Annotated in this window: 24 protein-coding genes; 11 read left to right on the plus strand and 13 right to left on the minus strand. The window is 67.7% G+C overall.

All coding sequences use genetic code 11. The features are described 5' to 3' along the window. Positions 1-161: 161 nt before the first annotated feature. Both VIR15_RS04260 and VIR15_RS04265 read right to left on the minus strand, forming a co-directional pair. Complete coding sequence (locus tag VIR15_RS04260; RefSeq protein ID WP_331926231.1) at positions 162-1,517, minus strand: O-antigen ligase family protein; 1,356 nt, start codon at positions 1,515-1,517, stop codon at positions 162-164. After that, a complete protein-coding gene (locus tag VIR15_RS04265; protein WP_331926232.1) occupies positions 1,514-3,499 on the minus strand; it encodes a glycosyltransferase in 1,986 nt (661 codons plus the stop codon). The genes VIR15_RS04260 and VIR15_RS04265 overlap by 4 nt, the downstream gene beginning before the upstream one ends. A 147-nt stretch (positions 3,500-3,646) precedes the next feature. Between VIR15_RS04265 and VIR15_RS04270 the strand changes: the two genes are divergently transcribed. Beyond that, positions 3,647-5,062, plus strand: coding sequence for a tyrosine-protein kinase domain-containing protein (locus tag VIR15_RS04270; protein ID WP_331926233.1), 1,416 nt, complete (start codon positions 3,647-3,649; stop codon positions 5,060-5,062). Positions 5,063-5,102: 40 nt separating this feature from the next. On the opposite strand, the gene VIR15_RS04275 is transcribed toward VIR15_RS04270, so the two are convergent. From VIR15_RS04275 to VIR15_RS04290, 4 genes are read right to left on the minus strand one after another with little or no spacing between them, the layout of a single operon-like run. Continuing rightward, positions 5,103-5,390 carry a hypothetical protein gene (locus VIR15_RS04275; protein WP_331926234.1) on the minus strand — a complete coding sequence of 96 codons (288 nt, stop codon included), beginning with the start codon at positions 5,388-5,390 and terminating at the stop codon, positions 5,103-5,105. After that, positions 5,387-6,208 carry a hypothetical protein gene (locus VIR15_RS04280; protein ID WP_331926235.1) on the minus strand — a complete coding sequence of 274 codons (822 nt, stop codon included), beginning with the start codon at positions 6,206-6,208 and terminating at the stop codon, positions 5,387-5,389. Before VIR15_RS04280 ends, VIR15_RS04275 begins: the two co-directional genes overlap by 4 nt. A 40-nt stretch (positions 6,209-6,248) precedes the next feature. Next, positions 6,249-6,527: a PqqD family protein gene (locus VIR15_RS04285; RefSeq protein WP_331926236.1), complete on the minus strand. Its 279-nt coding sequence runs from the start codon at positions 6,525-6,527 to the stop codon at positions 6,249-6,251. Then, complete coding sequence (locus VIR15_RS04290) at positions 6,524-6,994, minus strand: hypothetical protein (protein ID WP_331926237.1); 471 nt, start codon at positions 6,992-6,994, stop codon at positions 6,524-6,526. The genes VIR15_RS04285 and VIR15_RS04290 overlap by 4 nt, the downstream gene beginning before the upstream one ends. A 108-nt stretch (positions 6,995-7,102) precedes the next feature. Between VIR15_RS04290 and VIR15_RS04295 the strand changes: the two genes are divergently transcribed. Further along, the gene (locus VIR15_RS04295) at positions 7,103-7,528 is read left to right on the plus strand and encodes a hypothetical protein (RefSeq protein ID WP_331926238.1); all 426 of its coding nucleotides are present in this window, start codon (positions 7,103-7,105) and stop codon (positions 7,526-7,528) included. On the opposite strand, the gene VIR15_RS04300 is transcribed toward VIR15_RS04295, so the two are convergent. Continuing rightward, entirely contained in the window at positions 7,488-8,123 is a 636-nt protein-coding gene (locus VIR15_RS04300; protein ID WP_331926239.1) for a hypothetical protein, read from the minus strand. The two genes, VIR15_RS04295 and VIR15_RS04300, sit on opposite strands and share 41 nt — an antisense overlap. Positions 8,124-8,264: 141 nt before the next feature. On the opposite strand from VIR15_RS04300, the gene VIR15_RS04305 reads away from it, so the two are divergent. Continuing rightward, on the plus strand, positions 8,265-9,290 hold the full coding sequence (locus tag VIR15_RS04305; protein ID WP_331926240.1) for a MauE/DoxX family redox-associated membrane protein: 1,026 nt from the start codon (positions 8,265-8,267) through the stop codon (positions 9,288-9,290). 2 nt (positions 9,291-9,292) lie between these two features. Here VIR15_RS04305 and VIR15_RS04310 read toward each other — a convergent pair whose 3' ends face one another. Then, complete coding sequence (locus VIR15_RS04310) at positions 9,293-9,877, minus strand: hypothetical protein (RefSeq protein ID WP_331926241.1); 585 nt, start codon at positions 9,875-9,877, stop codon at positions 9,293-9,295. A 41-nt stretch (positions 9,878-9,918) separates the two neighbouring features. Here VIR15_RS04310 and VIR15_RS04315 point away from each other — a divergent pair, with 41 nt between their 5' ends. Next, positions 9,919-10,974 (plus strand): LCP family protein, encoded by a 1,056-nt coding sequence (locus VIR15_RS04315; protein ID WP_331926242.1) that lies wholly within the window; start codon positions 9,919-9,921, stop codon positions 10,972-10,974. A gap of 9 nt (positions 10,975-10,983) precedes the next feature. Here VIR15_RS04315 and VIR15_RS04320 read toward each other — a convergent pair whose 3' ends face one another. Then, positions 10,984-11,676 (minus strand): beta propeller repeat protein, encoded by a 693-nt coding sequence (locus VIR15_RS04320; protein WP_331926243.1) that lies wholly within the window; start codon positions 11,674-11,676, stop codon positions 10,984-10,986. A 441-nt stretch (positions 11,677-12,117) separates the two neighbouring features. Between VIR15_RS04320 and VIR15_RS04325 the strand changes: the two genes are divergently transcribed. The 3 genes from VIR15_RS04325 to VIR15_RS04335 all read left to right on the plus strand — a co-directional run bounded on the left by VIR15_RS04325 (position 12,118) and on the right by VIR15_RS04335 (position 14,735). Continuing rightward, positions 12,118-12,780 (plus strand): phosphatase PAP2 family protein, encoded by a 663-nt coding sequence (locus VIR15_RS04325; RefSeq protein WP_331926244.1) that lies wholly within the window; start codon positions 12,118-12,120, stop codon positions 12,778-12,780. Positions 12,781-12,789: 9 nt separating this feature from the next. Continuing rightward, positions 12,790-13,920, plus strand: a complete 1,131-nt coding sequence (locus tag VIR15_RS04330) for a glycosyltransferase (protein WP_331926245.1) — start codon at positions 12,790-12,792, stop codon at positions 13,918-13,920. Between the two features lie 185 nt (positions 13,921-14,105). Further along, on the plus strand, positions 14,106-14,735 hold the full coding sequence (locus VIR15_RS04335) for an arsenate reductase/protein-tyrosine-phosphatase family protein (protein WP_331926246.1): 630 nt from the start codon (positions 14,106-14,108) through the stop codon (positions 14,733-14,735). A gap of 19 nt (positions 14,736-14,754) precedes the next feature. Here VIR15_RS04335 and VIR15_RS04340 read toward each other — a convergent pair whose 3' ends face one another. Genes VIR15_RS04340 through VIR15_RS04350 form a run of 3 tightly spaced genes read right to left on the minus strand, consistent with a single transcriptional unit; the run spans position 14,755 to position 16,569 of the window. Then, a complete protein-coding gene (locus VIR15_RS04340; RefSeq protein WP_331926247.1) occupies positions 14,755-15,354 on the minus strand; it encodes a dTDP-4-dehydrorhamnose 3,5-epimerase family protein in 600 nt (199 codons plus the stop codon). Positions 15,355-15,361: 7 nt separating this feature from the next. Then, entirely contained in the window at positions 15,362-16,231 is an 870-nt protein-coding gene (rfbA, locus tag VIR15_RS04345; protein ID WP_331926248.1) for a glucose-1-phosphate thymidylyltransferase RfbA, read from the minus strand. 11 nt (positions 16,232-16,242) lie between these two features. Beyond that, positions 16,243-16,569 (minus strand): hypothetical protein, encoded by a 327-nt coding sequence (locus VIR15_RS04350; protein ID WP_331926249.1) that lies wholly within the window; start codon positions 16,567-16,569, stop codon positions 16,243-16,245. A gap of 27 nt (positions 16,570-16,596) precedes the next feature. On the opposite strand from VIR15_RS04350, the gene VIR15_RS04355 reads away from it, so the two are divergent. Genes VIR15_RS04355 through rfbD form a run of 3 tightly spaced genes read left to right on the plus strand, consistent with a single transcriptional unit; the run spans position 16,597 to position 19,524 of the window. Then, positions 16,597-17,607 carry a hypothetical protein gene (locus VIR15_RS04355; RefSeq protein ID WP_331926250.1) on the plus strand — a complete coding sequence of 337 codons (1,011 nt, stop codon included), beginning with the start codon at positions 16,597-16,599 and terminating at the stop codon, positions 17,605-17,607. Positions 17,608-17,665: 58 nt separating this feature from the next. Next, positions 17,666-18,667 (plus strand): dTDP-glucose 4,6-dehydratase, encoded by a 1,002-nt coding sequence (gene rfbB / locus VIR15_RS04360; RefSeq protein WP_331926251.1) that lies wholly within the window; start codon positions 17,666-17,668, stop codon positions 18,665-18,667. Then, complete coding sequence (rfbD, locus tag VIR15_RS04365; protein WP_331926252.1) at positions 18,664-19,524, plus strand: dTDP-4-dehydrorhamnose reductase; 861 nt, start codon at positions 18,664-18,666, stop codon at positions 19,522-19,524. Before rfbB ends, rfbD begins: the two co-directional genes overlap by 4 nt. 174 nt (positions 19,525-19,698) lie before the next feature. On the opposite strand, the gene VIR15_RS04370 is transcribed toward rfbD, so the two are convergent. After that, on the minus strand, positions 19,699-19,872 hold the full coding sequence (locus VIR15_RS04370) for a hypothetical protein (RefSeq protein WP_331926253.1): 174 nt from the start codon (positions 19,870-19,872) through the stop codon (positions 19,699-19,701). A 198-nt stretch (positions 19,873-20,070) separates the two neighbouring features. Between VIR15_RS04370 and VIR15_RS04375 the strand changes: the two genes are divergently transcribed. Continuing rightward, complete coding sequence (locus VIR15_RS04375) at positions 20,071-21,306, plus strand: YbfB/YjiJ family MFS transporter (RefSeq protein ID WP_331926254.1); 1,236 nt, start codon at positions 20,071-20,073, stop codon at positions 21,304-21,306. Positions 21,307-21,347 lie beyond the last annotated feature (41 nt).

Here is a 21,347-nt window from a genome sequence, read left to right on the forward strand (position 1 = left end):
CGGCGCGGTTGATGACCGCGCTCATCGTGGGGGCATGGCCCCCCGCCACGACGACCTCATGGCCGCGATCAGCCTGTGCAGCCGCCAGTACGGCGACGTGTCTTTCCACACCGGCGAAGGCGTCGGTGCACACCGCATGGACGATTCTCACGTGACAGCGCTCACGAAGCCTTGCCGATGGCCGCGGAGACGAGCCCGCTTGGGTGCACGGCGCGCTCGACCTTGTCGAGCAGGTGCTGCCGGTCAGCTTTGGCGGCCTCTGAATGCGCAGCCGCCCCGAGGCAGATCCCCAGGATCAGGAAGGGCAGCGACACCTGGACGGAGACCCAGAAGAGGTCGAACTCGCTCTGCACGAACCGTGCGAGCAGGACGAGCTCAGCCAGAATCCCGTAGGCCGGGTCGATCCGTCGTGCGACGAGCCAGGTGCCGATCAGCAGAATGAGGAACGCGGCAAGTCCCACGAATCCAGCCGCGGTCGCGGTGTCCATGAGCGCGTTGGGCGGTTGGAACGCCTCAGGGAAGCGGTCGGTGTACCACCAGCGGAGGCCCACCCCGAACCACGGGTCGGTCTGCCAGATGGCAACCGAGTCCGCAAACCAGGTGACCCGCTGGAAGAAGGAGTTGAACTCGTTGCCCGACCTGATCTGGTCCTGCACCATCACGCTGACGCCAACCAGCGCCGGGATGATGGCGAGCAGAATGCCCTTGGACCGGCGGTGCGTCGTCGTGCGGCGCATGACAAGGACCGACACTGCGACCGCCAGCGCGATGACGGACTGTCGGGACTGCGTTGTCAACAGGGCGGCGACAAGAGTCCAGAACCCGAGCAGGGCCCAGCCGCGGCGCCACCCGGCCCAAGCGGGTCGCACGTAAAGGACGACCGCCATGAGAGCGAAGACGGTCCCGATGGCGTTCTTCTGGACCGCGTATGGCCAGCTCATCTCGACCGGGCCGAAGTCGCCCCCCGCATACTGGAACGCTGCATGAACCATCGTGATCAGCGCGAGCAGCAAGGATGTCGCTACGAGGACGTTGAGACCGAGCACCGCGTACCCCCGCCGCCCAAGAGCCCAGCCGGCGACCACCGCCCCGAGAACAAGCAGGCCGGCGTGGAACCACTCCACCAGGTTGGCGGGGTAGGGATTGCGGATCACGGTGAACAGGGTCGCGACCTGGTAGAGCACTCCGAGCCACATGACCTGCCGCATGGCCCGTGACGCGCCGCCAAGGAGGACAAGCAGCGATGGCACCAGTGCAGCGGCGAGGAGCGCGTCGGCGATGGTGAGGTCCACTCCGCCGGCTCCTGTACGAGCAGTGAGGAGGAGGAACGGTAGGCAGACGATGGGCACCAGGGTGGGGTCAGCGGCCACGAGCCCGACGAACAGAATCACTCCAGCTACGAAGAACGGCAGCACCGGGTCACTGGCGAGTTCCCGACCCATGACGAGCAGGAGCCCGAGCAAACCCGCTGTGAGCACGGCCCGCGTGATGAGTGAAGGGATGTGTCCGCGCGTCACCGCCCCGCCGCTCCTCTGTAATCGGCCTCGACGCGTAGCGGGCCGCGGATGTAGGTCGACACGCGTGCCAACGCTGCCCGTCCGGCCGGACCGCCTCGGAGCCCCCGCACGGCTGATCCGGCTATCTGCGCAGCCCGAGCGACCTGCCAGCCCATCGGGCCGAAGTGCTTGCGGTAGTACCGTTCCTGGCTGGCGTGAAAGTGGGCCTCGCGCCGCCGCGGGTCACTGCTCGTCCCAGCTCCGACGTGGCTTGCGGTCACCTCAGGCACCATGGCATGGCGCCAGCCCCGACGCGCTGCCCGGTAGGCCCAGTCGGTCTCCTCCGCGTAGAGGAAGAATGATTCATCGAAGCCGCCCAGCTCGGCGACTGCCTCGGCGCGAAGGAGCAGGACCGCGCCGATGGCGAAGTTGACTGTTCTCCAGCGCCCCAGTCCGACCGCGTCGAGCCACGCGCCAACGGGAGACGGGAAGGGCCACATCGCCCTTTCCTCGCCACCCTCGGCGTCTCGAATGCGGGGGCTGACGCTCGCGAGGTCGGGGCTGGCGCGCAGCGCGTCCTGAAGCTGCCGTATGCCGCTGGGCTCGATCACCGCGTCGGGATTCAGCAGGAGCACATCGGAGTTCTCAAACAGTCGCTCCCGAAGGCCAAGGTTGACACCGGCGGCAAATCCGCCGTTGCGGCCAGGATCCATATACCGGATTCCGAGGCTCGCACACACGTCACGCACCGCGTCGGACGACGAGTTGTCGACGACAGTGACCGCCTCGTCTCGCAACGGCTCGAGTGCGCGACGCAGCAGCTCTGGGGCGCCATAGGCCACTACGACGATCTCGATGGGCGGAGGAGGCATGCCCGCACCGGGCACGAGTGCGTCGGCCGACTTGGGTCCGAGTGCTCTGTGGTAGAGCGCCTCCTGCAGTCCGGCAACGGCAGTCCAGCTCGTCTTCGCTGCCCTCGCCAAGCCCGCCTCGCGCATCGCCGCGGCCGTCTCGGGCTCGGTGCCGATCCGCAGGAGGGCCTTTCTCAGGGCGCTCGAGTCCCCCGGAGGGACCAGCAATCCCGCGCCATCGACGACCTCGGGCAAGGCGCCGCTCTCACTCGCCACGACTGGCGTGCCGCACGCCATCGCCTCGACGGCGACTCGTCCGAACTGCTCGACCCACGACGGCGTGGTCAGCGATGGCACGGCGAGGACGTCGAGCGTCCGGTAGAACGCAGGCAGGTCGGTCTGCCCGAGCGGCCCGGCGAACTCGACCCGGTCGTCGAACCCACCGGCATGAACGCGTGCCCGCAAGGACTGGACCAGCGATCCTGCACCGGCGATACGGAGCGACAGACGAGCGTCACCGGCCACGGCGTCGAGCAACACGTCGATGCCCTTGTGCGCCTCCAGACGACCGACGTAGCCGACGCGAATGCGATCCGGCTCCGGCGCGCGCTCACGCCTCGCCTCGGAAAGGGAGAAACTCGCGTCCGTTCCCAGTGGGATGAGAGTCGCCGCGGACGCAAGGCCTTTCCGCTCGACGATGCGCCCAGCGGCGACGTTGCAGACACTCACGCCAGAAGCATGGCGCAGTGCCCAGCGCTCCAGCCAGCGAAAGGGGATCGGATACCTCTTTTCGAGGTTCTGAGCGGAGTACAGCACGTAGGGAGCCTTCTTCCGCCGAAGCGCACGCAGCAGGAGGATCTCGGCCGTGCTCAGGGCGAAGGGCTCCTCGTGGATGTCGATGACATCCCACCGCTCACCCATGGCACGCCAGACCGGCCTCGGGTCGTAGACGAACAGTGCCGGATGTCGCCCGAAAGTGCGCACCCCCCGTACCGACTCACCCGTGCGTGGCTCCAACCGGATCGTCGAGCCGCCCTCGTTCCATGCGTCGGCCGACAGGAGCGCAACCTCGTGACCGCGGGCTCGCAGCGCCCTTTCTCGCTCTCGCCATGCGTCGACGACGGCGCTGTGCGACACCCGCAGAACGCGCAACCGACAACTCCCCATCGTGTGGCACAACGCCGTGAGCCAGCCCGATACTGCTCAACGCGACTTCGCCACGCAGATGATATGGGAGGATTGGCCGTCAGTAAGCACCTTCACACGTAGTCTTGCCGTTCGCTTGCCCGAGGGGGGCCCTTGACCATTCGTGATCTCCTCGGTGTCATCCGCACGAGATGGAGGCTCATCGCCTTCTGCATGCTCGTCGTCATCGGCGCCACCGCCGCCACGTCCATCGCGACGACACCGGTCTACGAGGCCACCGCCAGGATCTACCTCGCGACGGTCAAGGCTTCGGACAACGAGCCCGGTGGCGCCTATGCGATCACTCAGAAGGATCTCAACACCTACGCCGAGATCCTCGATTCCCCGGATATTCAGGAGCCCCTGCGCGAGCGGCTCGGTCTGGCTGCCGGCACTCCTCTCAACGTGAGCGCCACTGTTGCCGAGCTGACGAACATGCTCGACATCAAGGCACACAGCTCCAACCCGCAGTTGGCGGCCGCCGTGGCGAATGAAGCCGGACCAGTCCTCGCCGAGGCCGCGAAGAAGTTCTCGCCACTGCTGGCCAACAACAACCAGATCGTCACCGCGGACGCCATCATCCCGGCGTCGGTGCCGAGCGAACCGATCTCTCCGAACGTCAAGACGAATCTTGCCCTGGCCCTCCTGGCTGGCCTCATCGTCGGCGTAGGGGTCGCCCTCATCCGGCACATGTCGGACACGAAGGTGCGTGGCGAGGACGACATCCGCGAGCTGTCCGATCGTCCGATTCTCGGCACCATTCCCCTCGTCAAGAACGCCAACGGCACGGTCCTGTCGGTCGCTGACGACCCACACTCTCACCATGCGGAGTCGATCCGGCGGCTGCGCACCAACATCCTGTTCGTCGACGTCACGACCCAAGGGCACTCGTTCGTCATCACGTCGTCGAACCCTGGTGAGGGCAAGACGACCACGTCGGTGAACCTCGCTATCGCGATGGCAGATGCGGGATCGAAGGTGCTACTCATCGACGGAGACCTGCGCAATCCCACCGTGGCCAAGACCATGGGCATCGAGGGTGGTTCCGGTCTGACCACGGTGCTGCTCCGGCGAGCAGAGCCGCTCGACGTGGTCCAGCGCTGGCGCGACACCAACCTGTACGTCCTACCTGCCGGCCAGATCCCGCCGAATCCGAGCGAGCTGCTCGGTTCCGAGGCGATGTCCCTGCTCTTCCAGAAGCTTTCCCAGGACTTCGACTACATCCTCGTCGACAGCCCACCGATCAACCCGGTCATCGACGCCGTCTTGCTCAACCAGCTCACGCACGGGCTCCTCATGGTCGTTGCGGCCGAGCGAACGAGGCGGCGGGAGCTCGAGGCGGCACTGCGCTCCCTGAACACAGTCGACGTCCCGGTGTCCGGGTTCGCGCTGAATCTCGCGACCACCGCCAACTCCTTGGCCTACCGCTACGGCACGTACGGTTACGGTCAGACGGCAGCCGTGCACAGCAGCCGCACAGAACGCGCCTCGAGGCGCAAGGCGACACGTCGACCGAGTCGGACTCGCTGACACGGCTGAGCGCCGACGCGGCTTCCCCCGGGCGCCATACCTAGCCGCCTGGGCAGACCTCCACCAAGCCCTGCCGCGCGAGCTCGTCAACCAGTGCGCTGACGGCGTCGTCGATCGACCCGTCACTGGGCGGTCCGAAACGTGCAAGCAGGTCCCGGCCGATCGACCGCATCGCCGCACCGTCCCGAGCGAGCGTCAGCACCATCAGGGCTATCGCCGACACCTTGAGGACGCGAGCGTGGTCTCCGCTCCCGACCAGGACCACTGCTCCGTCCTCCAGCTCCAGCTGGTCGACCAGCGGTGTCGCACGGACGACTGCAGTCTTCATCTCGGTGCTCCCACCGTGTCCCCCACGAGCCCGGCGAGGTCCGCAGCCTCGGCATAGCGCACGAGCCGGAAGCCCCCGGTTGCCTGGCCCAGCTCGGCGAGTCGGTGCAACGGACGCTCCAGCCGCGCGAGGGATGACGCCTCGGGGGCAAGAAGGAGTAGCGCCTCCCCGGGGTCCAGCGGTTCGACCGACACGCCGACGACGGAGGGGTCTCGCCGGATGAGCACAACACCGGCGACCCACGGATCGGCTCGTGGCGCCAACAGACCGAGGTCATCCGGGGCGTGCTCAATCTTGGCCCGACCTCCCGACGGACGGCGCAGCGTCAACGGCTTCGGGTACGGCAGGATGCGACGGTCCTCGGTGATCCCTACGGTTTCGTCTGTGAGATAGGCGAACTCGCGACCTAGCGCTCGGCTCAGTGTTGTCTTCCCCGTTCCGCCTGGCGCCACGTACACAACGGACGCACCTGTGTCGGGATGACACAGTGCACCGGCATGGAGCATCAGCAGCCGCCCCGCCTGAGCGGCGATGAGCGCCGCAGTGATCCGCTGAGTGGACCGTGTCAGCGCCCGCGCCGCCACGTCACGACTGGCCTCGGGTGAAATGCGCGCGACCTCGGCCGCCATGTCGATCGTCCCCGCATCGATCCCTGTCGGCTCTGCAGACCTGGGCAAAGGCGTGAGACACCGACGCCACACGCGGTGGAACTCTTCGACGAGCACGGGTGCCGCGCCATGGAGATCCACTCTCACCCGGGCGCCGAGAGCGTGCAGCTCCACGATCTGGTCGGCGGCGGCAGGAAACGTGTGGGACATGGTGGCTGCAGCGTATCCAGCCGTCGGCGACATCGTGGGTTCAGACATCGTGACGCACGAGCACCCCGTGGGCGACGAGCTCATCGAGGAAGGTCTCGACATCGCCGATGATGTCTTCGGCCGATATCCCGGCCACGACAGCAACGCGGCTGGCGATGTCTCCGACCGTGCCTCCCACAACGACCTGCATCCAGATGAGCGCGGCGGAGTCCTCCAGGACCATCGGCGGGCCCTCAGGCAGCCGTGCGACGTACGACCGACCTGCGTCGTCCACGTGGCCGACATTGGGAGCGATGCCGTATGCCGCTGAGCCCCTCACGCTTGGTCCTTGGGTTTGCCGCCGCGTCGGCGACGTAGCGCGCGGCCCTCCTCGGCCAAGCCGCGCAGAGGTCGAGCCACGAACTCCCTCAGGGTCTCGGTCTTGGACGGTGCATGACCCAATCGGACCGCCAGGTGATCGGTGTTGACCAGCGGGGCTCGCATGGCCACATGGAGCCGGTCCCGCCACTTGGGGGCAGCCTTGAGACGTGCGAGCCACTCCTCGAGTCGCGTGCCACCGTCGCGGGCGATCCGCCACAGGTCGTAGTCCGGGGCACCTCGAAAGCGCTCCAAGTCCCCGGTGGCCGCAGCGAAGGCGACCTCGGCTCCTAGTTCAGCGACCAGTGCCTTGACTTCCTGGCGACGCTCGTTGGTCGCATTTCCCCACACGGCGTCGACGTCGAGCCTTCTACCGTTGAGGCCACTTCCTCGGGCGGCATTGAGCACCAAGATGACTGACTGACCCACCTCACCCGGCACGGGGCACGAGACACCGGCCAACTGACGGCTCCTGCGACTCGCCCAGAGCCGGTCAAAGGCGGCGTCGGGTTCCGCGGTGATCCCCGGAAACGATCGGTGAAGATCCGCATGACCCCAAAAGTCATGCTGAAAGGTCGCCGCGTGCCCGAACGGGGAACCGGTCTCGAAGGTGGTGATCCGGTGCCAGCCGTGTGCAGTGAGGCGCTCGATCAGCGGCTCGACATGCCGAGGACGGACGAGCAGGTCCGCGTCGGTACCCGACTGGCGATTGCTTCGAAGGGCCGGGTCGACGGCAATCCCCTTGATGTGCAGGACTTCCATCCCTGCCTCATCAGCAAAGACCTGCAAAGCTGCGTGCGCCATGGCCACACGCACGCGGATCGGCAACACGACCTCGGTCAACGTCGGCCTCGCACCAAGCGGACACGGATGAGGGCCGCGGCAGGCTCGACGCTTGCGCGGCCCTCGTCCGTCGACGGAGCTATAGAGCGCAACCAGCCGCAGTGGCGCTGGGCGGCGTGAGGCACATGCTCTGCTTCGGGAAGGGGAAGTCGCAGGAGCCACCACCCTGCGGGGTGGTCCACGGCTGGCCGACCACACTGCCTGACGTCACGCCGGTCTGTCCCGATCCAGCCGCGCCGCACGAGGACTCGTTGACCCAGTACTCGATGGTGACCGCAACGTCGGTGCTGCTGCTGTCGGTGCTGGCGTTCGAGAACACACCGTAAATCTGCTCCTCGCCGGGCGCCAGGGTGATGCAGTCGATCGTCTGCGGCGGGCAAGGAGTCGCGAGCGCCGGGTCGGTCACGCCGACGAGACACTGGTCGACGCCACCAACGACGATGTTCGTCACCCGGAAGGAAACCGTCGTGTCCAAGGTGTTGACGAACTGCCCCCACAGCACGTAGCCCTTGTTGTAGCCGGCGGATCCCCAGGAGTTACCCGGGATCTTGCAGGCCGAGCTGTCGCCGAAGTCGATGATGATCGGAGGCGAGGCGGCCAGGGCCGGCGTGGACTTGGCGATCAGAACGGCTGGTACCGACCAAGCGGCCCCCTTGGCGACCGTGCGACGCGAGATCGTGCGTCCGGCACCGCCCGGCTCAACAGTGTCTGTCATAACTTCAATCTCCCCACAGTCGTGAGTCCCGCAGACCTGCGGAACCAGCGCACAGCCTAGCAGCGTCAATCGCCAAGGCTGGGGAGGTTCCTCACATTCTCACAACGATCCCGCCGGCGCCCCTCAACGTACGATTCGGTCGTGACCACGGCCGCACTTGTCTGTCCACTCCTGCTCTCCTTCGTCCTCGCCCTCAGCGGGGTGTCCAAGCTCCGCGCACCCGGCTCGTCGGCCGCCTTCGATGCACTGGACGTCCCCCGTCTGTTCTCCACTTCACTTGTCCGGCGGGGACATCCTTGGCTCGAGGTCGTCCTTGCCGTCGCGCTCCTGATGCTGCCCGGACCCTGGCAACTGGCCGCCGCCGTCGCCGTCCTTGTCCTCCTCGTGGTGTATCTATCGCTCATCGTCCGGGCGCTGGCCTCGACGGAACCCGTCGACTGTGCGTGCTTCGGCGCCATCGGATCCGACCGGGTCACACGGTGGACGGTCCTCCGCAACTCGTGGCTGGTCCTGCTCGCGATGATCGGCGTTCGGGTTGCGATGAGTGAGGCATCGGTGCTCGCTCGCCTGGTGGAGCTCGGGTCCGAGGCTTGGTGGTTGGCCGCCGTTGCCGCCGGTGTCGTGACGATCGCCCTCGTGATGGCGCGCCCGGGTCAATCGGAGCATCCCAACGATGACATCACCCCCGCTGCCTCCGAGGGCCAAGACGAATACCTCCGGCGCCCCACCCCTCACGTGCCCGTGTCCCTGGCGGACGGCACGACCGTGAGCGTTCGAGCGCTTGCCGAGCACAGGCCGCAACTGCTGGTCCACGTCTCAGAGCTGTGCGGGAGCTGCTCCGCGACGGTGGCCGCGGTTCCGGCGTGGCGTGCGGCGTTGCCTGAGGTCGACGTCCGGCTCCTCCTGCGGTCCGGAGTCGATTCCTCGCCATGGGCATCGGTCAATGAGCCGCAGACGGTTCATGACGTGGCGGGCTATGCGGCGGTGACCATGGAGATGCCACGGACACCCTCCGCCGTTCTGCTCGGTGTGGACGGGCTCCTTGCGGGTGGACCCGTCACCGGCCCCGACGCGATCCAGGCCTTCGTCGAGGACATCACCCACGAACTCGAAGCAGCCAGGCAGTCAGCGGCCACCGACGCGACAGAAGAGCGCCAACACGTGTGAGCTCAGGACACCGAACGCACGAGCACGGCCCAAGCGATCACGGGTGCTCCCACGACGAGGACGATGCCGAGGACGCGGAACGCCGCGGCGTGGCTGTAGACGCGGACCATGATGGCGGCGAGAACGCCGATGCCGAAGATGCCGATCGACCAGTTGGCGAACCGTGCGCTCAGCTCGACGATCTCGGCTGACTTCGTGATGTTGGCGATGGTGGCGGCCTTGCCCGCGGGGCCCCACGGCGCCGGCAGCGGCACCTGGGCGAACAGCAGCAGTGCGATGCCGATGATGTCCGTCTTCACGAAGGACCTGCGCCGCGCTGCCAGCTGGCGGCGGGCGCGGACGGACGGCTGAACCGACGGCGGAGCGGGCGCCAGCGCGCGAGGCAAGGTCAGCAGGCACCCGGGCAAGGCGACCAGCAAGGCGAGCAGAGCGGCATACAACTTGGGACGGGTGTCGCTCGCGAAGGCCAGCGTCGTGATCACGGGAACGGTGGCCTGAGTGAGCAGAAAGACGTAGAGGATGAAGGCGAGAGCGGCGCCGACGGCGAGGGAGACGTCTCCGTTCCTGTGCACCCGCCTTCTCGACATGACGGCCAGTGTAAGCAGGCCAATCCACCTACACTTGGCGGGTGGACCCCACCCAGGGACGAGCCGAGCCGGACTTGTTCGATCCGCAGGATTCGGACGACGAGGCGTCCCAACCCGCCTCGCGCCGCGATGGCAAGGAACGCCGCCGCAACCGCAGGATCCTCGTGGTGGCGCTGGTCCTCCTGCTCGTGCCAGTGCTGGCGATCGGCGGTTACCTGGTCTGGCTCAACCAGATCGTCACGAACAACGTGAAACAGGCCATACTGCTGCCGGACTCGGGCCCCGACGCGCAACCATTGGACAAGCAGGGCAACCCGGTCGCGCAGCCGGCTGGCAACGGGACGAACTACCTGCTCATCGGCAACGACGCCCGCCCGGGCGACACCGGCTCGAGGTCCGACGTCATGGTCCTGGTCCACGTGCCGGAGGACCGCCGTGACGTCACGCTCATTCACTTCCCGCGCGACCTCTGGGTCCCGATCCCAGGAAGGGGCGAGGCCAAGCTCAACGCCGCCTACGCCTTTGGGGGCGCGCCACTGCTGGTCAAGACGATGCAGAACATGCTCGGCATCGAGATCGACCATGTCGCCATGGTCGGCTTCGAGGGGTTCAAGAAGATGACCGACGCGGTGGGGGGAGTTGACGTCCAGGTCGAGGAGGGCTCCGAGGGCGATGGGAAGGTCTTCCGCGAGGGCACGATGCACATGGACGGCGAGACCGCCCTGGTCTTCGTCCGGCAGCGCATGCAGCTCAGCGAAGGTGACATCTCCCGCGGCAAGCGGCAGCAAGCCTTCATCAAGGCCCTCATGCTCCAAACCCTCAGCGCGGACACCCTGACCAACCCGATTCGGCTCAAGGACTTCCTCGACGCCGCCACCAGCAACCTCACGGTCGACCAGAAGCTGGACGTGGGCACCATGCGCTCCGAGGCCTTCGCCATGCGCAGCCTCCGCGGCCGCGACGTGCGCTTCATCACAGCGCCGTTCACCGGCTTCGGCTGGAGCGCGGATGGCCAGTCCATCGACATTGTCGACGAGGTTCGGATGCAGGAGCTGGGCGAGGCCATCCGCACCGACTCGCTCGGCTCCTACGAGTGAGACGGACCCTCAGGCCTGCTCCCAGGCCGTGAGGTCAGCGCCACTCACCCAGGCCTCGTCGCCGACGATGAGCCAGCCGGCTTCCGGCGAGGCCGAGATTGCGACACTCCCAGGGGTTGGCCTGACCGACTCGACGCAGGCCATCTCTGTCGGCTCCTTCCCCCTGACGACTTTGGCGACCTGCACGCCGTCACATCCCTCGGCGCCCGCTCGGGCGGCGTAAGTGGTGAGGACGCCGTTCTCGAGCCGATTGGAGAAGGCGAGGGCCCCCTCGGCCTCACCGGACTCGGTCCAGGTGGCGCCGCTGTCATTGGTGACCTTCACCGAACCATCCGCACACAATGCCTCGGCCTGTTCGGCCGAGGTCCGAGAAAGGTCCAGCACGTTCTGGTCACCACAGGGCCGGGAGTTGCCGTCCTGGGGAGTGACGATCGCGTTCGGTTGGGAGAGCTTCCTCGCCCAACCGCCCACCAGTGGCCGTGGCCCGGTCCACGTCGCTCCGTCGTCGTCCGTGGTGAACTCGTTCTCGTCACAGCCTTGGTCGGCCCCGACGATGAATCCCGTTCCTCCGGCCAGGGCCTGGACTCTGGAGATGGTCTTCGCAGGAACGTCCACCTCATCCCAGCTCGACCCCCCATCGCGCGTGATGGACAGCGTGGCGCCGCCACCCTTGCAGGTGCCGGTCGTCGCTCTCCACGCCACGTCGGAATCAAGCCCGACGAGGAGGATGCCGACCGGCCTCGGCTGCAGACTCCCGGTCTCGGTGGGTCCCGTGGTGCCTGGACTCTTCGGCGGCGTTGAGGTCGGGGGGGTGGTGGGTGCCTCCCCGCCCGTCGTAGGTCCCGTCGTAGATCCTGTCGGGGCTCCTACGGCTGCCGGGGTCACCGGTGGGGGACGCAACGCCCAGTACACCAGGACGATGTCCAGCAACAGGAAGGCGATCAGCCCCGCCGTGATCAGACCCCGCTTCATCCGCGAACCGCTCCTCGCTTCCCGCCAACCCGACCGCCCACGTGCTGACATGGTACGAGTGACTCAACTCAGCGGCATACGAAGTCGTGGTTTGGACCCGTAAGGGTCGAATGGGTGATGTGCGAGGCTGGCGTCTCGAGACAGCCGCGGAGACCGAGGGCAGGTGTGAGTGTGACCACGACACCGACTCGTCGTGAGCTCCTGATCTGGTCGGCCTGGGCCGGAGCCGTGGCCGCCGGCGCCCTCGTCGTCGGCGTCCTCACCAAGCCGGGACAGATCGCCGATGCGGAAGTGGCCTCCCTCATCCAGGAGACGATTCCGGCCCCCGCGCGCCACCTGCTGAATGACCTGGCCCGGCCGCTCCTTCCCTATCTCCTGGCCCCGCTTGCTGCCCTGCTGTTCCTTCGCGGGCTCGTGCGCCGCCAGTGGCGCAGGTGCCTGGCCGCCGCCGCAGCTGTGCCCGCCATCCCGTTGTCCATCTGGGTTCGGGACGAGGTGGTGACTCGGCCACAGCTCGGTGTCCCCGGGTACGGTTGGAACACCTTTCCGTCCACACATGCGACCGCGGGATTCGTGGTGCTCGCCGCGGTGGTCCTCTTGTGGCCGTGGCGACGCGGCCGCCTCGGCGTTGGTCTAGCGGGTCTTGCCGTGGCCGCTGGCCTCGTCATCGCGGTCGGAAACGTCGCCTGGTATGCCCACCGTCCGGTCGACGTGATCGGGTCATTGGGCCTCGTGAGCGCCCCGGTTCTGCTGACCTTGGGCCTCACACACGGCGTCCTCGCCCGTCCGACACAAGGGACGCCAGTCCAGAAAGTGACCAATGTCGTGGCATGATCGTGGCCCATGGTGGTATTGACCAGCCTGCGCCCGAAGGTCGCGATCGCGCACGACTACTTGACGCAGCGCGGCGGAGCCGAACGGGTGATCCTCGCGATGCTACGGGCGTTCCCCGACGCCACGGTGCACACCACGCTGTACGACCCAACGGGGACGTATCCGGAGTTCCGCGACGCCCGGGTCATCACATCTCCCATCAACCGCATCCGCCCGCTCCGCCGGGACCACCGCCTCGCACTCCCTCTTCTCCCTGGCGCCATCAACCGCCTCCCGATTGACGCCGAGGTCGTCATCGCCTCGAGCAGTGGCTGGGCCCACGGCGTGCCGACGACAGGACGCAAGCTCGTCTACTGCCACGCTCCTGCCAAGTGGCTGTACCAGCCCGCGGCGTATTTGGGACATGAGCCGTCGGCATCGATCAAGGGGCGGGCGCTCCAGACCATGACCCCGTGGCTGCGCCGGTGGGACCGTCTCGCCGCCGCGAGCGCCGACCGTTACCTTGCCAACTCAACGGTGGTGCGCGACCGCGTCAAGGCCGCCTACGGAATCGACGCGGCGATCGCCTTCCCGCCGTTCGGCGTGGGCGACGACGGACCCCAACGCGAAGTCAACGAGGTCGCGGATTGGCGGGATGGATACCACCTGATCGTGTCGCGGCTGCTCCCCTACAAGAACGTGACCGAGGCGATTGCCGCCTTCCGCGGCTTGTCCGGCCAGCGCCTGGTGGTCGTCGGCCACGGGCCGTTGGAGAGCGAGCTGCGAGCCGACTTCCCGTCCAACGTACGGCTGGTGAACGGGTTGGATGATGCCGGCCTGCGATGGGTCTACGCCCATGCGACGGCCCTGATCGCGCCCTCGATCGAGGACTTCGGTCTCACGCCGCTCGAGGCGGGAGCCTTCGGCAAGCCCACCCTCGCCCTCCGCGGTGGCGGGTACCTCGACACCGTCGTCGAGGATGTCACGGGGATGTTCTTCGATGCGCCCACACCCGACGCCATTCGTTCCGCTGTCGTCGCCGCCTCGCTGCGTCGCTGGGACGGCGAGGCGATCACCAAGCACGTGGACCAGTTTTCCGAGCCGAGGTTCCACGAGCGCTTGACCGCTGAAGTCGAGAGCCTGCTGGCTCTACGACGTTAGGCCGTATGCCGCTGAACCCGTCCCGACGGGCGGTGGCCTCTTGCGGTGGGTTGGGTCCGGGTCGCCTCCCCCATCCTCAGCACTTCCGCGCACCTGCACGGCCACGCCGGTAGATTGATGAGCGGGTGGCCAGCGCGGTGGGAGGATGAATGACGGAGGGGGAAGTCCGGTTCAGGGTCTTGACCGTGTGTACCGGCAACATCTGCCGCTCACCCGCGGCCGAGCGCCTGATCCGCCGCGACTGGGCAGCCGGAGAGCCCACGATCCAGGTCGTCAGCGGGGGGACGAGTGCGATGATCGGTGAGCCGATCCAGATCTCCATGGCGCACCTGCTCGAGCAGTCCGGCGCGTACTCGGGCGAGTTCTGCGCCCAGACCGTGACCGCTGAGCTCGTCAACAACGCAGACCTCGTGCTCGGGATGACGCGGCGGCACCGGGCGGCCGCGGTCGCCCTGGCACCTGCCGCCACGTCGCACACCTTTACGCTGCGTGAGTTCACCCGCCTCGTGGTCGACGGCGTGGGGGACTTCGCGCCCAGCCCGGATCGCGCAGACTCGTTGCGCCGGCTCGTCGAGGTCGCCACATCTCGGCGGGCACCCATCACGGACCCCGAGCTGGACGACATCGCTGACCCCTATGGACGGGACCTCGATGCCTACCAGCTGGCCTTCGCCGAGATCTCCGACGCGATCGACACGGTTGGGCGCGTGCTGGACGGTTTACCGATGGCGGAGTCCGACTCTGCTGCGCCGTCCCCTCCCGACCGCGAAGACACGTTGCCGCTGCGGCGCCGCGGCTGGGGACGCCGCCGCTGACCCGGAACTCCGGGCGCCCTCAGCTCCCGACCAGGCTCGCGGTGTAGGCCAGGCTGGCCTCGAGGGTGGGAAGCAGGCCCTGGTCCGCTGCTGCCTCGAGCGTCGGGGCGGCGGCGTCCTTGTCCGACACAACCGGGAAGAAGCCCTCGGGCAGCACCAGGCCGATCTCGGGATCGAGCGGGTTGAGGCCGCGTTCACGGGCAGGGTTGAACAGCTCCGAGCACAGGTAGAACGCCACGCCGTCCTCGACGCACGCCAGCGCGTGACCGAGCCCCTCGCCGACATACACGGCCCTGCGGTCGATCGTGTCGAGCCGGACGCTGTCCCACTGCCCGTACGTCGGTGAGCCAACTCGCACGTCGACGACGAAGTCGATGAAGACACCGCTGGTGGCCGTCACGTACTTCGCCTGCGACGGAGGGACGTCGGAGTAGTGGATGCCACGGAGCGCACCCGCCGTCGAGACCGAGATGTTGGTCTGGCGGACGTGCAGCTCGTGGCCGATCGCCTCGGCGAGACGGTCGATCCTGAACCCCTCGGCGAAGGTGCCCCGGCTGTCCTGGAACTGGCGCGGGGTGATCTCGAAGGCCCCCGCAATGCTCAGGGGACGGATGTCCACAGGCTGCTCACCGACCGTCGCCGAGGAGCTCGAGCAGGTAGCCGCCGTAGCCACTCTTGAGCTGTTCCTCGGCGTGCCGGCGGAGGAGGTCGTCGTCGATCCAGCCGTTGCGCCACGCGACTTCCTCCACGCAGCCGATCTTCTGGCCTTGCCGCGCCTCGATGACGTGGACGTACTGGCTGGCCTCGATGAGCCCGTCGAAGGTGCCCGTGTCGAACCACGCGGTGCCGCGAGGCAGGACGCTGACGGTCAGTGTGCCGCGGGTCAGGTACTCCTCGTTGACGGCCGTGATCTCGAGCTCACCGCGTGCGCTCGGCCCCAGTCCCTTGGCGATCGCCAGGACGTCGTTGTCGTAGAAGTAGAGGCCGGGGACTGCGTAGCTCGACCGGGGGTGGGCGGGTTTCTCCTCGATCGACAGCACCCGGCCGGCGTCGTCGAACTCGACGACGCCGTAGGCAGTCGGCTCCGCGACCCGGTAGGCGAAGATGTGGCCCCCGGTGACGCCCGCGTTCTCGGCGAGTCTGGTACCCAGGCCAGGACCGAAGAAGATGTTGTCACCGAGGATGAGGGCGACGCTGTCCGAGCCGACGAAACCGGCACCGATGATAAACGCGTGGGCGAGGCCCTCGGGCCGCTCCTGCGTCGCATAGGACAGTGACATGCCCCACTCGCGGCCGTCTCCGAGCAGCCGCTCGAACTGGTCCCGATCCTGCGGCGTCGTGATGACGAGGACCTCCCGGATCCCGGCCATCATGAGCGTGGAGAGCGGGTAGTAGATCATCGGCTTGTCGTACACCGGCATGAGCTGCTTGCTGATGCCGCGCGTGATCGGGTGGAGCCGAGTGCCCGTGCCACCGGCAAGGATGATCCCCTTCATGGTCGCCCAGCCTATCGACGGCCAGGCAGCAGTCCCTGCTCCGCTGCCGTTCCGGTTGCGGTCCACACCGGTTGGTGCCGCACGCCCGACTGCTCGACCGCTGCCAGCGCTCGCGGTCCCTTTGGAAGGATGTGGGACGTGATGACATCACCACCGCGCTGGAGCCGTAAGGCCTTGGCCACGTCGGGCAGGCTGACCGCATGACGGTCCGCACAGGTGCCCCTCGCCGCGTCAAGTCCGCCAGTGGAACTCGAGTTGTGGTCGACCTGCCCGCCGGCGAGCTTTGGTTCGAAGTCGATACTGAGCACGAGCACCTGCTCAGCCACCGCGCTGATCACGTGGCGGTGTCGTTGATCATGCCTGCCATGCAGGCCGGATCCAACGTTCACGTCGGCGGTGTAGTGACCGACGAGCTCCTCCACCACCTGAATGGCGATTTTCAGGCGGTCATCCGACTCCTGCATCCCACATATGGCCAGATCGAGGTCTCCGCGGACGAGGTGGCGCCTGCAGACTCCCGCAAGGCAGGAGTGGCTACCGGATTCTCGGCCGGCGTCGATTCGTTTGCTGTACTGGCCGAGCACTTCCACGACGAGTCGGTCCCCGACTCCCTTCGCGTCACTCACCTGCTGAACAACAACGTCGGCTCCCATGGCATGGGAGGCGAGGCCCTGTGGAAGAAGCGCCTGATCGGCGTCCATCACGTTGCCGCCGAGATTGGCCTACCGCTCGTCGCCGTCAACAGCAACCTCGACGAGCATTACCCATGGACCGGTTTCGTTGAGTCCCACACCGCCCGCAACGCAGCAGTTGCCCATCTTCTCGGCGGCGGGATCGGACGGCTGCTGTACGCGTCCGCCGTCCACTACCGCGAGGTCCACGCCTATCCGGGGGCAGGTATCGCCTATGTCGACCCGATCACGCTCCCGCTCCTCTCGACGAGCGGTCTTGCCCTGACCTCCGCTGGGTCCGCTCAGACGAGGGTCGACAAGACGCTCGCCATCATCGACACACCGCAGGTCAAGCTCCTCGATGTGTGCATCGACTTCGAGGCGAGCCGGGAGGGGAACTGCTCCCGCTGCTGGAAGTGCCTCAGGACGATGTTCACCTTGGAGGTGGCGGGCCGGCTCGACGACTTCTGCCCGACGCCGTTCTCGAAAGGGCCCTACCTGGCGGAGCGTGCAGCGTTCCGCAGGGAACTGTTGGCGACCAACGATCCTCTCGTGCGCGAGGTCGCCGAATTCGCCAAGGATCGGGGCTGGACATGGTCGGCCCAGGAACGAGCGCTGGCCACGGGCTTGCGCGCCAAACGCCGAGGACGAAAGGCATTGGGCTCGTTCAAGCAACGCCTGTCCCGACCACTTCGGTCCGTGTGACCGAACGTGCACTGATGAGACTGCCAAGGTGGCAACCGCATCCCGTTAATCTTCAGCCATGCGTGTACTCGTGACCGGCGGGGCCGGCTTCATCGGGTCGAACTTCGTGCTCCGCGCCCGCGAGGTCCGCCCGGGCTGGAAGCTGACCGTCGTCGACGCGATGACCTACGCGGCCAACCGGGCCTCCCTCGAGCCGGCGCTGAGCAACGGCGAGGTCACGCTCGTCGAGGGCAACATCGCCGACGCCCCGCTCGTCGACGCACTGGTCGCCGCGACCGACATCGTGGTCCACTTCGCCGCCGAGTCGCACAACGACAACAGCCTCGACACGCCGTGGCCGTTCGTGGAGTCGAACGTGGTCGGCACCTTCCAGCTCCTCGAGTCGGTCCGCCGCCACGACAAGCGCCTGCACCACATCTCGACGGACGAGGTCTACGGCGACCTCGAGCTCGACGACCCGGACCGCTTCACCGAGCGCACCCCGGTCAATCCCTCCTCCCCCTACTCCGCGACCAAGGCTGGAGCCGACCTGCTGGTGCGGGCGTGGATCCGCTCCTTCGGGATCAGGGCGACCCTCAGTAACTGCTCGAACAACTACGGCCCACGCCAGCACGTCGAGAAATTCATCCCCCGCCAGATCACCAACATCCTCGAGGGCACCCGTCCGAAGCTCTACGGCTCCGGGCTCAACGTGCGCGACTGGATCCATGTCGACGACCACAACGACGCCGTCATCGCGATCCTCGAGCAGGGCCGGCTCGGCGAGACGTACCTCATCGGTGCGGAGGGCGAGCGCAACAACCGCGACATCGTCACGATGCTGCTCGAGCTCATGGGCCACCCCGCCGACGCGTACGACCACGTCAACGACCGGCCGGGCCACGACCTGCGTTATGCCATCGACGCGTCCAAGCTGCGCAGGGAGACCGACTGGCGCCCGTGCTACCAGGACCTCCGCGACGGCCTGAGTCAGACGATCGACTGGTACCGCGCGAACGAGTCGTGGTGGCGCGACGCCAAGGTCGCCGCCGAGCGCACCTACGCGCGCCTTGGCCGGTGAGGGGCTCCCTTCGCGTCCTCGTCACCGGCGCGACGGGCATGCTCGCCCACGACCTGGTTCCCGCCCTCCGCACCGCCGGCCATGTGGTCACCGCGTTGGGTCGGGACGAACTCGACGTCACCGATCCCGGTGAGTGCGTCGCCGCAGCGGCCGGGCACGACCTCATCGTCAACTGCGCGGCCTGGACGAGAGTGGACGATGCCGAGAGCCATGAGCGGGAAGCCTTCGCCGTCAACGCCGTCGGGGCCGCCAACGTCGCCCGTGGCGCCGCCCACGCAGGTGCCCGCCTCGCGCAGCTCTCCACCGACTACGTGTTCGACGGACAGGCCACCATGCCGTATGCCGCTGAGCACCCTCCCAGCCCACGATCGGCCTATGGGCGCACCAAGCTCGCAGGCGAGTGGGCGGTGCGCGCGTTGTGTGCGGACAGCTGGGTCGTGCGGACCGCGTGGCTCTACGGGGCCGGTGGGCCGAACTTCGTCACGACGATGCTGCGACTCGCCGAAAAGCGGGAGACCCTCGACGTCGTCGACGACCAGCACGGCCAGCCGACGTGGACCCGAGACCTGGCCGACCTCATCGTCCGGATGGTTGCCGCCGACGCGCCGGCCGGTATCTACCACGGCACCTCCTCCGGTGAGACGACGTGGCACGGACTGGCCCGGGCTGTCTTCGAGGCACGTGGCCTCGACCCGGAGCGAGTGCGGCCGACGACGACCGACACCTTCCCCCGCCCCGCCCCACGGCCGGCCTACAGCGTGCTTTCGCACGCCACTCTCGAGGCGGCCGGCGTCATCCCGATCCGCGACTGGCGTGCAGCACTCATGGACTACCTCGCGGACAGCCCGATCGAGTGAACAGCTTCTGGGGCGTTCCGCCCCAGAAGCTGTTCACTCGATCGGGGTTAGGGGGCGCTTGTGGGCGCTCAGTCCGGGAACGATGGCACGAAGGGCGATCTGACGCGCTCCCTGCAGCGACGACTCCAGCTCGCGGATCGTGGACCCTGCACCGGCCAGCTCAGTCGTGAGCTCCTAGATGCGCTTGCCGTCCTCCTGCTGACGGTGGACGAGGTATCCGAAACCGGCCGTGTTCGCCACGAGAAGGGCGATCGCCAGGGCGAGGACGATTCGCTTCAGGGCCGGCCTCGTGCGGGTGGGCCGTTGGGTCGGAGGTGGGCTCTGCTCGTTCGGGACAACCTCCGCCACCGGTACCGGAGCTTCGGCCAAGATTGGCGCCTCGGCCACGAGCGGCGTTTCAGCCCCTGCCGACGCTTCAGTGTCAGAGCCATCCACCCGCTGCTTCGGATCCGAACGGTTGAACGTGGAGCCCCTGTCTCGAACGTCGCTCGTCCAGCGCATCGTAGTCAGTTCGAGGGTCCCGATCCGATGTGATGGGATGCGGGGATGGGCAGAGCCGGGGCGTCCCGCGTTGAGGGCCACGGAAGCCTGCTGCTGACACTCGGGCTGGCCGCCGGTCCGCTCGTCGCGCTGGGTCTGGCGCGCTTCGCCTATGCCCTGTTGCTTCCGGCGATGCGCGCCGACCTGGGCTGGTCCTACGCCGAGGCCGGCGCACTGAACACCACGAACGCGGCTGGCTACCTCATCGGCGCGCTGCTCGCGGCGCCGCTCGCCCGGACCGTCGGGTCCCGCCGCTCCTTCCTGCTGGGCACCTCGATCACCACGGTCGCAATTGGGCTGACGGCGGCGACCAGCGCGTTCGCCGCTCTGCTGACCATTCGCTTCGTCGCGGGGCTGGCGGGCGCGCTGGCGTTCATCATCGGTGCCGCCCTCGTGGCCGAGGCCAGCCATCGGGGATCGCGGGGTCGGGCGGCGCTCTTGCTCGGGATCTACTTCGGTGGGTCGGGTACCGGGATCGTCCTCGCCGGCCTTCTCGTGCCGTGGGTGCTCGACCTGACCGACGGCACAGGATGGCGCCAGGGCTGGCTCGGTCTCGCCGCGATCGCAGCCTTGGCCACTCTCGCGGCCATCGTGGCCGCGCGTCGCGTGGACGACCCAATCCCGCCGGAGGACCACGCCCGGCACTGGAACCGACGGCGCATCAGCTGGCTGGTGGCCGCCTACACCTGCTTCGGCATGGGCTACATCGCCTACCTGACGTTCATCAGCCAGTACCTCACCGACAACGGCATCGTTGGACCAGTCATCGCCGGATTCTGGGCCATTGTCGGAATCGCCGCTGCCACCTCCGGGCCGCTGTGGGGGCCGGTCATCGGCCGCCTCGGGGGGTCCCGTGGAATGGCCGTGGTCATGGTCGTGCTCGCCGTCGGCACAGTGCTGCCGGTCCTGCTCGGCGGCGCCGCGGCAGCCTATCTGTCCGGGCTCGTCGTCGGTGGCAGCTTCCTCGGCGTCGTCACCGCCGTTACCATCTCGATCCGGGAGATCCTCCCGCAGCCGCTCTGGACCTCGGGCCTGGCCTTCGCCACCATCGCGTTCGGCCTCGGCCAGACCGTGGGCCCGTCACTGACCGGCTGGGTCTCCGACCGCAGCCAGGACCTCGGGACCGGCCTGCTCCTGTCGGCCGCCCTCCTGCTGGCGGGTGCCGGCCTCGCCCTCCTCCAACAACGCCAGCTCGCTCAGGGCGCACAGGCCGGGGCCGGCGCTCCCACCCCGATCGAGTGAACAGCTTCTGGGGCGCTTCCGCCCCAGAAGCTGTTCACTCG

Source organism: Intrasporangium sp., assembly GCF_036566125.1.
GTDB lineage: Bacteria > Actinomycetota > Actinomycetes > Actinomycetales > Dermatophilaceae > Intrasporangium.

Bases quoted from the DNA above. Each gene is read 5' to 3' on its own strand.
- VIR15_RS04275 (WP_331926234.1), bottom strand. From the start codon at position 5,390: ATGAAGACTGCAGTCGTCCGTGCGACACCGCTGGTCGACCAGCTGGAG.
- VIR15_RS04280 (WP_331926235.1), bottom strand. From the start codon at position 6,208: ATGTCCCACACGTTTCCTGCCGCCGCCGACCAGATCGTGGAGCTGCAC.
- VIR15_RS04300 (WP_331926239.1), bottom strand. From the start codon at position 8,123: ATGACAGACACTGTTGAGCCGGGCGGTGCCGGACGCACGATCTCGCGT.
- VIR15_RS04310 (WP_331926241.1), bottom strand. From the start codon at position 9,877: ATGTCGAGAAGGCGGGTGCACAGGAACGGAGACGTCTCCCTCGCCGTC.
- VIR15_RS04330 (WP_331926245.1), top strand. From the start codon at position 12,790: ATGGTGGTATTGACCAGCCTGCGCCCGAAGGTCGCGATCGCGCACGAC.
- rfbA (WP_331926248.1), bottom strand. From the start codon at position 16,231: ATGAAGGGGATCATCCTTGCCGGTGGCACGGGCACTCGGCTCCACCCG.
- VIR15_RS04355 (WP_331926250.1), top strand. From the start codon at position 16,597: ATGCAGGCCGGATCCAACGTTCACGTCGGCGGTGTAGTGACCGACGAG.
- rfbB (WP_331926251.1), top strand. From the start codon at position 17,666: ATGCGTGTACTCGTGACCGGCGGGGCCGGCTTCATCGGGTCGAACTTC.
- VIR15_RS04375 (WP_331926254.1), top strand. From the start codon at position 20,071: ATGGGCAGAGCCGGGGCGTCCCGCGTTGAGGGCCACGGAAGCCTGCTG.